Genomic DNA, 12698 nt, shown 5'->3' with positions numbered 1-12698 from the left:
GTAGGACGTTGCCAGGCACGAAAAAGGACAGCTGAGCCAGCTGTTCTTTTTTGTATGCTTTTTTTGCCTGAAAAAGGTAAAAAAGTAGGCTTTCTGCATATGCAGGAAGGCCTTATCTATTGTTTATTTCCATACACCAATTTTTATGATTTTTCAATGCTTCCAGCCAAATTTCCGGCACTCTTAGCCCAATTGTTATCTTTTTTCCAGCTGCCCGTTACGGTTTCTGCCCAGTTTTCTTATAATAATTTATTAAATAATCCTTCTAAGTCTTCTTTGGTGGCCATGCCGTTCGCAAATATGCGCCCATCGGGTTTTAAGGTGATTTCTATTCGATTTGGAATGTTTGTTAACTTATCCTTCAAATGGGCATAGCAATTGGTTAGAAAGTGATATCTCTGATTTGCCGATCCTGCCCATGGCCGACTAAAGCGGGACGGTATGGTGAATGACCTTCTCGAAATCCCCGAATTCAATACTCCGATCCTCAGAAAACGCCTCGAACAAGGCCGAAATCACCACTTGTTCTACTTCAGCTCCCACATATCCCTTTGTTAAGTTGGCTAGTTCTTCAATTACCTGGTTTGTAACTTCAAATTTCCCTTTTACACCGGGGTCCGTTAACCGTTTTTGAATATGTACCCGGAAGATATCCATCCGTTCCTTCATCGTAGGTAAGTCAATAAAGAAGATCTCGTCAAAACGCCCCTTACGCAGCAATTCTGTGGGCAGGGAATGAATATTATTGGCCGTTGCTACAACGAATACTGGTTTTGTCTTTTCTTGCATCCAAGTCAGAAAGGTTCCGAATATTCGGCTTGAGGTTCCACTATCTCCACTAGAGGACAGGCCGTTGAACCCCTTTTCATTTTCATCGATCCAAAGGATTGACGGTGAGATGGCTTCCGCGGTTTGGATGGCTTTCCGCATATTTCTTCACTACTCCTTGAAGGGAACCTTCGTTTCTTCCTTCCCTTTTTGTCCATTCTCCAACATTCCATTGGTTACACTCCATGTAAAAACTTTACGGATTGTTTTGATTAGGCTTTCATTTGTGACAACGGATTGAATCACCGTTACCGCCCGCTCTTCTTCCTATGTAGAAAAATATAAATATGGAAAATGAGCTTTTAATAGATTAGAAATAAAAATTTTAAAATCAGAAATGGTATGCTCCTGCATTTCTATTTATCACCGTTTTTCCGCTGTCAGTTTCTATACATTTTGTTACATACGATCAAATAATTCAACAATAAACTCACAAAAAACTTCAAAGGAATATCTTTATTTTTATATAAAATCACCAGAATATTGTACATAACAGCTGTGCAGTTGTTAAAAAGTGTAAAATCGACCTAGTCTAATTGTACTATTTTTTGTGCGTATTTTTCGTCTGTAAAAAAAAGGATAGTTAGGTATTATTTATCATGAACCTAGTACTAATTTAATATAAAATGGTAATTAATTGTTGTTTTTTATTGAAATAAGGAGAAGTAGTAGATGATTGTTACTTTAATCAATAAAGATAGGATCCATTCGATCGCGTTACCAGTGAAGGTTAGAGGTCTTGGATCTATGATTCTAATGAATACTCGTCGAAAAAACTGATTGGTATCGAAGGGATGAACGGTGAGTGGATTCTAAAATCCAATAAAGAGGTTAAGGTAATCGACAGCTCCGGCAGCCCCATCGAGAATACCGTCCTAAGTCCATTAAGTATCTATAATTTGGCTGCGAAAGAACAGGATCATAAAATGATTGTTTTTACTGAGCCAAGTACAAATGACCGCCAAACCTTCTCAAAATTCCTGGTGGTCAAAGATATGGACATTTCCATTGGTAGAACGAAAAAAAACGATGTTGTTCTCGCTAACCAATTTGTTTCAGCCACTCATGCCATCCTATCGTACCGTCATGGACAATGGAGCATTGTTGATAAGAATAGTACCAACGGAAGTTTTGTTAATGGAACTAGGGTGAAAAGCAGGAAAATAAACATGGGTGACATGATTTACATCATAGGATATAAAGTAATTGTAGGAAGCTGCTTTGTTTCCATTAATAACCCCGACCAAACCATTTCTATAGATGGTAAAGTGCTAAAGCCATTTATAAATCAGCCAGTTGAAGCTACAGACGGAGAAGAGGATTATGAGGTTCCTGCCATTGATTATTTTTATCGCTCTCCTCGATTTAAGAGAGATGTTGAAAAGGCGGTTATGAAAATTGACTCACCACCGCAAAATGCCATAGGAGAAGAGATGCCCCTAATGTTAGTATTAGGTCCATCGGTGACGATGGGGATGGCATCGATGGCTACGGCAATTTTTGCGATTAATAATGCGATGGCTACCGGCGATTATTCAAGAGCTATGCCCTCGATTGATATGTCCTGCAGTAAGCTGCTGGGAACGATTCTTTGGCCTGTTTTGTCCAAGAAATATGATATATTTCTAAGAACCAATGTTGAACAGGGCTATTTCTCCCTATTGATAATGAGAGTTTAGTGATTAGAGCTGTTATGAATAAGAATGGAGATCTAGTAGATGACAACTATATTTCCCGTCTCATAAGTGTTTCATTAAATCAAATTTTAAAGAAGGAACTAGCAACAGCAGGGATTGAGAGTGAATCAAACACTGTTGTAATGGATGTGGACAGTTTTTCGGGGACAAACCCAGAAATTTCATTAGAAGAATATGTGAAAACATACAAACCAGGATATTTTTCAGCCAATATGATTGTGAAGGAAATACCTAATGTAACAGCGGAGTCATTTGAAAAAGCATTACAAGCGGTTTATAAGGCTGGCCTAGATACAACTTTCCAAGTTGCGATTCGTGTTATCTCAAAAGATGATTATGAGGCATGCCTTAAAAAATTTAAATCACTATCTGAAATTTCAGATAGTATGTATGTTGATTATAAAGTAGTTGATGAGATGAAATTATTTATCGACTCTGAAGGATTTCATGTTTTTCAGGCCGGTAAGGGTGGTGAGTAGCATTGTCGGATAAGAAAGATTTAATGGACGAACAATTAAAATTTGCTACCGACATCGCTTATAAAAAGATGGTGCAAACCGCTTCAGTACAATTTGCAGGACCTAAGTCCTCCGCAGTTTCTGGAGTAGTATTTTGCCGTAATTGTGGAAATCAATATGATTCAACACATACAGTATGCTCAAGCTACAAAACTCCCAGATAAAAGGGAGATAAACAATAATTTATACAAGGTCAGATTAATGCAAGCCCGTTTAAGGAAGAAGGATTATCTGAAAGCGCAAATTGCTTAATTCGTAAGCCCTTCTAAAACAATGTAATTTAAAAAAGGGGTCGGACAGCCTTGATCAAACAAATTGATCTTAATTTGGATAATTGCCGTGAATATTTATTTTATCAGGTGACCAGCGATATGGAAGTAGCAAGGAATGAAATTGGCTTGTTGGAAAATAGTCAAGTCTTCGGTTTGTTGTCTATGGTTGTCATCGAAAAAGAGAAAGATGTTTTTTTTCGGTATGATTTGTCTTCATGGGAAAATATTAAACCATTATTCTTTAAAGGATTCTCGAAGGAACGATTACACAAGTTTCTTTTACATATAGTAGAAACCCTTCTTCATTCAAAAAAAATCGGCCTGCAGCTGGGCAATATTATTGCCGATAAAAGGTATATTTATATTGACCCGTTATCAGGCAGACCGTTATTTTTCTATTTGCCGCTTAAAAATAACCGCTATGAAACCGGCACGGTTAAGGAGTTTTTATTGAGCTTATTGTGGATGGCGCCTTATGATGAGGAGGATGATTTGAGTTTCTTTATTAAAATTCATAATTATCTTGTTCGGGCAGAAGAGGTTGATCTGCTAGATTTAAAGGGAATGATCGAAGAATTGGGAAAAGATTTGGTGGAGCCAATCTCATTGCAAAATATCACGGAAGTGGTCAAAAGAAAAAGTTTTTCTACAGAACCAGCAAGAAAAAGTGTTGGTCTTTACAGCCAAGGCAATCCTGAAATTCTTCTTGAAGATCAAAATAAGGTCATGGCATCCAACCAAAAAAGTGTAAAATGGAATAAACAAACCGGCCAAAAGCTTGAAATTGAGGAAGAAATTCAGTACAAACGGGTGACAAGAACAGAACTCGGAGAAAAAGAAGGTGCCTTCGAATCGGCGGCCACGATTGCAGGGACACAAATAAACATCATGCCAAGTAATGGAAAGGGAATAGCGGTTGACATTGATTATCATCAGGATGAAGGAACAACGGTCCTTGGAGTGGCGGATGTAGGGACTACCGCATTGGGGGTTGAAGCACCTAGTGCCTTTTTACTCACACTTGCCGGGCAAGAGAAAATTATGATTGTTAAGGATGTCTTTAAACTTGGTCGCGATCCAAAGAATGTTGATTACACCTCCTCCAATAAAACAGTTGGTCGTGTACATGCCCATATCTTGACGGAAAATGGCGAGTACTTTTTAAAGGATAACCGCTCGACTAACGGAAGCTTTGTGAATGATATTAGGCTTGCCAAGAATGAAAAAGTAAAAATCAAGCATGACGATCGGATTACACTTGCGAATGAAGAGTTTCTATTTAAGCTTTTTTAAAAAATAATGCAGTGTTCTTTAACGTGTGATACTTCATTAGAAAGGCGGTGAGTGGATGCCTTTTCAACTTGCCTACCATACTGACGCCGGAATCAAAAAGAAAACCAATCAGGATGCCTTGCTGCTTAAAACTGCCAGGACACCAATGGGTCGGATCGGGCTATTTATCGTTTGTGATGGAATGGGCGGGCTCACGCAAGGAGAATTGGCGAGTGCCACTGTAATCAGAGGAATGTCGGACTGGTTTGAAACAGAACTTCCCAAGATCACTCATTCCGGCCAAGAGCAGATGGTGATAGATATCCAGCAGCAATTAACGAACTGTGTGAAGGGACTTAATCGCAAAATTTCAGATTATGGAGAAGCGGGCAACATAAAGCTGGGTACAACCATCACCGCTTTATTGATTGTTTATTCCAAATATTATCTTTTGCATGTCGGCGACAGCAGAGCTTACCAAATTCATGATGACCTTTCACTGTTAACGAAGGATCAAACTCTAGTAGCCAGGGAACTTGAATGGGGCAATATAACAGAGGAGCAGGCGAAAATCGATCCGCGCCGAAATGTCCTGTTGCAATGTGTTGGCGCATCCCCGGAGTTGGATCCTGTCGTATCACACGGTGAGGTAAATGAAGGAGATTTGTTCATGCTGTGCACCGATGGCTTTTACCATGAAATTAGCAATGAAGAGCTGTTTTCCAGCCTTAGACCGGACCGTTTTTCCAACGAGCAGCAAATGAAGGAAACGGTTGTCGGGCTGGTTGAACTGGTAAAGAAACGGATGGAAGCCGATAATATCACAGTATTAATGACGAAAGTAACAGCGGGTGAAGCATCTTGATTAAAATCGGCACGATTATTGATGAACGGTATGAAATCTTGAAAGAAATTGGCCGCGGCGGTATGAGTATTATCTATCTCGCCATGGATAACAGGCTCAAGAAATCGCTGGTGGTAAAGGATATCCGTAAACGAGCGGAGAGCGACAATGAAATGCTGGTTAACAGCCTTGTCGTTGAAGCCAATATGCTAAAAAGATTAGATCACGGAGCCTTGCCGCGTATCTTTGATGTTATTGACCGTCAAGGCGAAATCTATGTGGTGATGGATTATATTGAAGGTGAATCGCTGAAGGAGAAGTTAAATCGTGAACGGACCGCTGCACCTAATGAGGTTATTGATTGGGCAAAACAGTTAAGTGATGTGCTGGGCTACTTGCATTCGAGAAAGCCTAACCCCATCATTTATCGTGATATGAAGCCCGATAATATTATGCTGACCCCTGAGGGGAAAATTAAGCTGATAGACTTTGGAATCGCCCGGGAGTTTAAAAATGAGAATACGACTGATACGACGAATCTTGGGACAAAAGGATACGCAGCCCCCGAGCAGTTATCCGGTAAGCAGACCGATGCAAGAACAGATATTTATAGTTTAGGTGTGACACTTTACTATTTGGTGACGGGAAAAACCTTAAGTGACCCGCCATATGAATTAAGGCCGATTCGAACCTGGAATCCATCTTTGCCAGAGGGGCTTGAACACATTATTGCAAAATGTACCCAGGCTGAGCCCGGGAATCGTTATCAAAGCTGTGAAGAGCTGTCCTATGATTTGCAGAACATAAACAAATTAACGCAGGGCTATAAACGCAAGCTATATAAAAAATTATCTTTATTCATGATTCCAGCCGTTCTATTCCTAGGGTTTTCGACGACTTCTGTAATGGGTTATAAGGGGATGAAAAATGATCAGCTCCAGGATTATATGAGTTTAATCAACGAGGCAAACGGCAATGTACAAAATGATCGTAATACGAAGGCCATTAAAATCCTTGAACAAGCGATTAAGCTCGATAAAGGCAGAGCGATGGCCTATAACAATTTACTAGATATATATATTCAAAGCGGTGAAGCGGATAAGGGCCTTTCGAATATAGAAAGATATTTGGATGATGGGTATGGCAATATCGATGAAAATAGTGAGGTCCTCTTCAAAGTAGGGATGACTTATTTTGATGTGGAAAAGGATTATTTTCATGCTCAAGAATTTTTTAACAGGGTTAAGGCTGAAGACAAACCTGAAGTCGAGTATTACAAGTCATTAGCCGCAACGATGGGGAGCTTAAACATTGACTATAAAAAGTTCGACAGTGACATGGACGATTTTGAAAAGTTCACCGATAAAGCCCGAAATAACGTAAAAAAAATTGATAATTACAATTCGTTGGCGAATATTTATCTATCTTATAAGGCCCAGATCCCTAACGCAAATACGAGGGCGATTCAATTAATCGATAAGGCAAACGATGTTTTATCGAAATTGGATGATGATTTCTTATCTGACAAATATGCACAGGATTTTGAACTGAAATTAGCACAGGCCTATTACAGTAAAGGAATTAATTCGCAGGATAAAACGGCAGCCGTCGACGACTTTAAGAAAGCCATCCGTTATTACAACAACCTCCTCGATGAGGATAAGGGAATCAATCAAGAGGAGTACCTGATTAAAATCGGGACCATCTATCAGGAAATGGGCAAACACGAGCAAGCAAAAGAACAATTCGAAGAAGCGCTGAAGCAGTTTCCTGCTAGTCTTAATGCATATATAAAACTAGGAAACTTGTTGCTCGATATCGAACAAGGGAAAGAAGAACCAATCAGGAATTATGCAGCAGCATTAAAGGTGTATCAGCAGGCATCTCAATTAAAGGGTGCTGTTAATGATGAGGGATTTTTGAAGCTGAAAAGAAGGTATACGAATTTGAATCTGGTGGGGCAGGGGGAATAAATGTGGATTATCAAACAATATTTTATGTCTGCCTTGCCGGATCCATCCTCTCACTCATTATCTCTATTATTGTTTTTATCAAATTAAATATTTCAGAGGTTATCGAGGATTTAACGGGATTTAGTTTCCACAAATGGGTCAAAAAACAGCAGGGCCGATCTCGCTCTAAACAAGAACAGAACAATAAGCCAATTACAAGAGAGATTCAGCTCCGCCGTGATGTCGAAATGGAAGTAGCCGCCTCGGGTAGTGTCGATGCGGAAGTCCTTTCTTCCGTAAGCGCAGATTCTACTGATTTACATGAGATAGGAACTCCTTCTTCCATAAATAATGATTCTACTGAATTACTTGAGACGGGGATTCCTTCTTCGATTAATGATGATTCTACTGAACAGCTGAAAGAGGAGGTCACTTCATCTGTCAATGTTGATACTACTGAACTACTAGAAGAGAAAATAACAGCGAATGCAACTGAACTTTTGGCAAAAGCTGATTCGGACGAAACAGAGCTATTGTCAGGAGATGCTGCGGAAACGGAGTTATTATCGATGGGGATTGACGAGACTGTGCTGTTAAATGAAGGAATGGAGGAAACAACCGTGTTAACGGCACCGGTGTCTGACAGAAAATTTATAAAAGAGCGAGACGTAGTCATTGTTCATACGAATGCAACCATATAAAGTGAAACTTCACTTAGTAAGGGATTTTTGGTATCCTCTGCTAAGTGTTGGTTGAACCAATCGGGCTTTTACGGGCAGTTGATCCCCCACTTATTCTTTTGGTTCAATCTAAGTCTTGAAGTGGGGCGTACTGCCTGTTAATGCGGGATAAAAGGAGATTTATAGGATGGGAGAACTGATCAATAAAAGCTATAAGCATAATAAATTCTTGGTATGGACTAGCTTTACCATCATTATACTAATCTTTGCCTTTATTTTTACGAACCATGTATTATCACAAAACGAGACGAGCAGATATATCAAATTTAACGGAAAAACTTGGAATATCGATAAAGACGCGAATCCGGAATGGTTTACAAACCAAATGGACACTGTAACTTTTACAGTCGACTTGAAAGAGGATTATCAAAACTATCTTAGCTCCCTCGAAAAGCATGATGAAGGGGGAACGACTAATCCAGCTCCTGCGCCTGCTGATGTAAAGCAGCCATTTACTCTTAAGGCATTATACGATGGAAAAGAGACAAATACCATTAATGTCAGCAAAATTCTCGATGAGGCGTCTGTTTTTAATGGTGAATATAAAGTTGAGGTTACTTTGCCCTCCAAAAGTGATAGTCAGTTAAACGTTACCGTTGATTTTGCTGAAAATAATTGGGGGTTCACAGCCAATCCGGCAACATTTAGTCTCGAAAGAGATACTCTCAAGCCGAAGCTGACCCTTTCCGGATTAAAATCAGTCTATACAGAAAAGGATGGCCTAGCTGTTTTAAATCTTACAGTGGAGGAAAAGAATTTTAACCATGATGATGTATCTGTCCTCGTTGTTCTCGACGGAGAGGGGCAAGAGAAACCAGCTGAGATAAAATGGGATGATGAAAACGATCGATTGGGCCAAGTAGAGTTTCCTCAGTCCGGTAAATACGATGTAACAGCATTCCTTCGTGATCGAGCGGGGAATGAAAGTGACAAGAAAAAGGTATCTTTCACCATCAATAAAGGCGAACCGAAAATGTCCGGCATCGATCGAGACGCTTTCTATCACGATGATGTGACTATAAAGTTTGAAGATGACGGGAAGATTACAAAGGCCACAGCAAACCTAAGAACACATAATGAGGAAAGGTTTGATCATGTAGTTGATTTTACCCCAAATCGATTTGGTATTAATAAACGAATTGCCTACCTTACGCTGACCGAGGAAGGGCATTACGAAGGAACGGCAACCATTACCGATAACCAAGGGAAGGAATTCACCTATCCATTGTCCTTTACAATTGATAAAAGTGCACCGGTGATTGCTGTTGTAGGTGCTGAAAATAATCAGAAATATAATGAAAAGAAAACAGTTGACATCAGCATTACCGAAGACCAGCAATTAAACGCAAATGCAACTGAAATGACGGTGACCAAAAAATCAATCGGCGGCAAAACGGAAACCATCTCCTTGACGCCAAATTTTTCAGCTGACAACAAAGCATCATTAAAGCAAGAGTTCGAGGATGGCATTTATGAATTGACGATAGCAACAAGCGACATAGCCGGCAATAAGGCCAATCAAAAGGTTCAATTCATTATCGATAGCCAAAAGCCGGAGCTCGAAATCTCAGTAGGCGGAAAAGCTGCAAAGGATCAGCAGTTTTATGATAATGGAAGTTTTTCTGTAAAGGCTGCTGATTTGACATTGAATTTAACTAAAACTGTGCTTACATTAAATCAAAAAAATACGGCATTGACATTGGATGAATCACGGACCATTGCCACATTGAAGCAGGATACAACCTTAGCAGACGGGAATTATGAACTTTCTTTCAGCTCCATTGACGGGTTGGAACAAAGCCAGTCTATCGGGCCTCTCACCTTTGTCGTTGACACAAAGGCTCCGGAAGTGTCGCTAACCGGGATTGATCCCGCTGCTTTTGTAAAAAATGGCACAGTAACCATTGAGGTTAAGGAAAAAAATTATCAATCCAATCTCGTCAGTTATAAGGTAGAAAAACGGGATGGGAATGGTCAGTTTGTTGACTACGATGATCGTTTTGCACCATGGGAAAATACCGGGGAAACCTCGACATTAGCGCTGCCGTTTGGAAATAGCGAACAAAATGATAGCAGCTATGACGGGGAATACCGGGTCACGGTAACGGCGAAGGATGCGGCCGGGCATGAAGTGGTGAAAACTATAGAATTTACGATTGATGCCACTGCACCGGTAGTGGATACCGACTTAAGTGCCGACTTTAATGGAAGCCCTTATGGTAAAAAGGGGACAGTATCCATTGTTATAAAAAAAGAACCGCAGGCAAATTTTGATACAAACGATGTCACCATCGATGTCAGAAGGAAAAACGGTGAAATCTATGTACCGGTCGATTTTGTGACGGGAACATGGACACAGAGTCCGGTAAGCTCTGTCTACACCGTCGTTTTTACCCAGGAAGATGAACAAAATGAAGGTGATTATCAAATTATCATTGATGCCAAGGATAAGGCGGGAAATGTGGCGGAGCAAAAATCTATTATGTTTACGATTGACCATACTATTCCTGCAGTAAGCATTGACCCAGTTTTCACTGATAAGCGTTATTTTAATAAAAATACGGACTTTCAGTTTAATATCAGCGATACAAACCTTCAGTTAACGGGTAATGAATTATCCGTATTGAAGGATGGATCTATTTTTTCAAAAGTCGGCCATCTAGAGTTGCTGGCTGGGACCAACGACACTGGTGTAGGTGCTTATACATTTACTGAGGATGGGGATTATTCGGTTACGCTGGCATCCATCGATAAAGCTGGTAATGAAGGTGTACAAGAAAAACGGGAGTTCATCATTGACCAAGCTCCACCGCGTTTAACGATAACTGGTATTGATACAAGCGCAGACAATTATCACTATTACCCTGAGGCGAAACAAGTGTCCGTTGTTGTTGAGGATCGGAATTTTGCGGCAAGGGATATTGAGTTCGAGGTAACAAAGGACGGCAAAACCATTTCGTTTGGTGAGTGGAAGAAGGTTTATGAGAAAACAAAAGTTGATCCATCACTTTTAGTAAAGTCACATGTTACGAAAACCTTAGCAGAGGATGGAAAATATACGATTTCTCTAGGCTTGACGGATAAAGCCGGGAACCGTTCAGCGATTCCGCAGTTTGGCTTTACGATTGACCAAACAAAGCCTTCCATTGATATTCAGGGTGTTGAGAATAATGCGTTTTATAATACCGATAAGCAAGTGGATGTGACTATCAAGGATAAGAACCTTAAGTTGAACACAATTAAGGTAACAAGAGATGGCAGCAGCTATAATGCCGGCAGTTTTCACGTTAGCGGTGAAACAGCCGCGCTCAGCCATACCTTTAGCAAGGAAGGTACGTATGACGTCGTTATCGAAGCGATTGACCAAGCAGGCAACAGCTTTAGCCGCAAGGTTACTTTTACGATTGATAAAACCAAGCCTGTGATTACTCCAAAAATCAAGGGGGAAAACACGGTCATTCAAAACGGCCAATTTATTAATAAGATTTTCACGCCGCAATTTGTGCTGGATCAGCCTGAGGATATGATTGTGTCTGTTACATTAAATGGCGGAGCGGACATTAAGAGTCATATTCCGATCGCTGCTACCGAAATGGAGTACCTCTATCATGTGGCTGCTAAAGATAAAGCCGGAAACGAAGCAACGTTAGATATTAGCTTCATTTTAGATACGACAAGACCGAAATTAACCATTTCAGGGGTCGGGGATAGTTTTTTTAATAAGAATGTCACGCCGATAGTAAAGTATGATGATCTTTATTTAGATAAGGACAATTCAACGGTTACCCTTAATGGCAAGCCATTTGAGAGTGATCAGAAGCTTGAGGACGAACGGGATTATGTGTTAAAAGCAAACATTATCGATAAGGCGAAAAATGTGAGTGCGCAAACCGTTGTCTTTACGATTGATAAAACAGCGCCGGACATTAGCTTTATTAGTTTTAAGGAGCCTATTAACAACAAGTATTTTAATAAGAACATCCTCCCGGATCTTCTTATTAAAGACATGAGTGAATATGATATTATTTCCCTGACTTTAGATGGTGAGCCCTATACAATGGGTACACCAATTGAAACAGAAGGGAAGCATGTCCTTTTCTTAGAGGTCAAGGATAAGGCTGGGAATATTAAACAGATGAGTGTCGAATTTATTATTGATAAGACCGAGCCGACGGTCGTGTACGAGGGTGTTAAGAAAAACAAGAAGTACTACGAAGCGGTGACAGTCGGAATCCGTCTTGAGCATCCGGAGGATACGATTAAATCGATCACCGTTAATGGAGTGCCATTTACTGGTGATTCCATGACAAAAGACGGTGCCCAACTCATTAAAACAACGTTGAAAGAAATCAAACAATATAAAATCGAAGTAGTCGCAGCCGATAAGGCCGGGAATGAGATTACCTCAACGATGCCATTCGAAATCGCGGAAAAGAGTGCACTCGTTAAAATCTATGAAAACAAACCACTCTTCGCCAGCACCATTGCAGCCGGACTACTCCTCCTAACAGCAGGCGGAGCCGTTATCATCAGAAGAAGAAAGGTTGAAGAAGACAAATAGGGTGTCAGTCACCG

11 protein-coding genes are annotated in these 12698 nt (G+C 40.3%); 9 read left to right on the top strand and 2 right to left on the bottom strand.

What is annotated here, in order from left to right; all coding sequences use genetic code 11:
* Window positions 1-375: hypothetical protein (locus V7150_RS17105; RefSeq protein WP_335520820.1), on the top strand; the 375-nt coding region annotated here is incomplete at its 5' end.
* A gap of 51 nt (window positions 376-426) precedes the next feature.
* Here the strand turns inward: V7150_RS17105 and V7150_RS17100 are convergent.
* Both V7150_RS17100 and V7150_RS17095 read right to left on the bottom strand, forming a co-directional pair.
* Window positions 427-930, bottom strand: a complete 504-nt coding sequence (locus V7150_RS17100; protein ID WP_335520819.1) for an AAA family ATPase — start codon at window positions 928-930, stop codon at window positions 427-429.
* A gap of 9 nt (window positions 931-939) precedes the next feature.
* Entirely contained in the window at window positions 940-1074 is a 135-nt protein-coding gene (locus V7150_RS17095; RefSeq protein ID WP_335520818.1) for a hypothetical protein, read from the bottom strand.
* 548 nt (window positions 1075-1622) lie between these two features.
* Between V7150_RS17095 and V7150_RS17090 the strand changes: the two genes are divergently transcribed.
* From V7150_RS17090 to V7150_RS17055, 8 genes are all read left to right on the top strand, one after another.
* Window positions 1623-2507 (top strand): FHA domain-containing protein, encoded by an 885-nt coding sequence (locus tag V7150_RS17090; RefSeq protein ID WP_335520817.1) that lies wholly within the window; start codon window positions 1623-1625, stop codon window positions 2505-2507.
* Window positions 2508-2521: 14 nt separating this feature from the next.
* The gene (locus V7150_RS17085; RefSeq protein ID WP_335520815.1) at window positions 2522-3004 is read left to right on the top strand and encodes a hypothetical protein; all 483 of its coding nucleotides are present in this window, start codon (window positions 2522-2524) and stop codon (window positions 3002-3004) included.
* A 2-nt stretch (window positions 3005-3006) separates the two neighbouring features.
* The gene (locus tag V7150_RS17080) at window positions 3007-3207 is read left to right on the top strand and encodes a hypothetical protein (protein ID WP_335520813.1); all 201 of its coding nucleotides are present in this window, start codon (window positions 3007-3009) and stop codon (window positions 3205-3207) included.
* Window positions 3208-3345: 138 nt separating this feature from the next.
* Window positions 3346-4608: an FHA domain-containing protein gene (locus V7150_RS17075; RefSeq protein WP_335520811.1), complete on the top strand. Its 1263-nt coding sequence runs from the start codon at window positions 3346-3348 to the stop codon at window positions 4606-4608.
* A 55-nt stretch (window positions 4609-4663) separates the two neighbouring features.
* Window positions 4664-5452, top strand: a complete 789-nt coding sequence (locus V7150_RS17070) for a PP2C family protein-serine/threonine phosphatase (protein WP_335520807.1) — start codon at window positions 4664-4666, stop codon at window positions 5450-5452.
* Window positions 5449-7404 (top strand): protein kinase domain-containing protein, encoded by a 1956-nt coding sequence (locus V7150_RS17065; protein ID WP_335520805.1) that lies wholly within the window; start codon window positions 5449-5451, stop codon window positions 7402-7404. Before V7150_RS17070 ends, V7150_RS17065 begins: the two co-directional genes overlap by 4 nt.
* A gap of 2 nt (window positions 7405-7406) precedes the next feature.
* On the top strand, window positions 7407-8084 hold the full coding sequence (locus V7150_RS17060; RefSeq protein ID WP_335520804.1) for a hypothetical protein: 678 nt from the start codon (window positions 7407-7409) through the stop codon (window positions 8082-8084).
* 166 nt (window positions 8085-8250) lie between these two features.
* Window positions 8251-12684: an Ig-like domain repeat protein gene (locus tag V7150_RS17055; RefSeq protein ID WP_335520802.1), complete on the top strand. Its 4434-nt coding sequence runs from the start codon at window positions 8251-8253 to the stop codon at window positions 12682-12684.
* Window positions 12685-12698 lie beyond the last annotated feature (14 nt).

The sequence above is a fragment of the Neobacillus drentensis genome (assembly GCF_036965245.1).
In the GTDB taxonomy this organism is placed as follows: domain Bacteria; phylum Bacillota; class Bacilli; order Bacillales; family Cytobacillaceae; genus Neobacillus; species Neobacillus drentensis_G.
Note: the sequence above shows the minus strand (reverse complement) of the source record. Positions and strands in the feature narration are given on the sequence as shown.

Coding starts and splice junctions, on each gene's coding strand:
- V7150_RS17100 (WP_335520819.1), bottom strand. CDS start 930: ATGCGGAAAGCCATCCAAACCGCGGAAGCCATCTCACCGTCAATCCTT.
- V7150_RS17090 (WP_335520817.1), top strand. CDS start 1,623: ATGAACGGTGAGTGGATTCTAAAATCCAATAAAGAGGTTAAGGTAATC.
- V7150_RS17085 (WP_335520815.1), top strand. CDS start 2,522: ATGAATAAGAATGGAGATCTAGTAGATGACAACTATATTTCCCGTCTC.
- V7150_RS17070 (WP_335520807.1), top strand. CDS start 4,664: ATGCCTTTTCAACTTGCCTACCATACTGACGCCGGAATCAAAAAGAAA.
- V7150_RS17055 (WP_335520802.1), top strand. CDS start 8,251: ATGGGAGAACTGATCAATAAAAGCTATAAGCATAATAAATTCTTGGTA.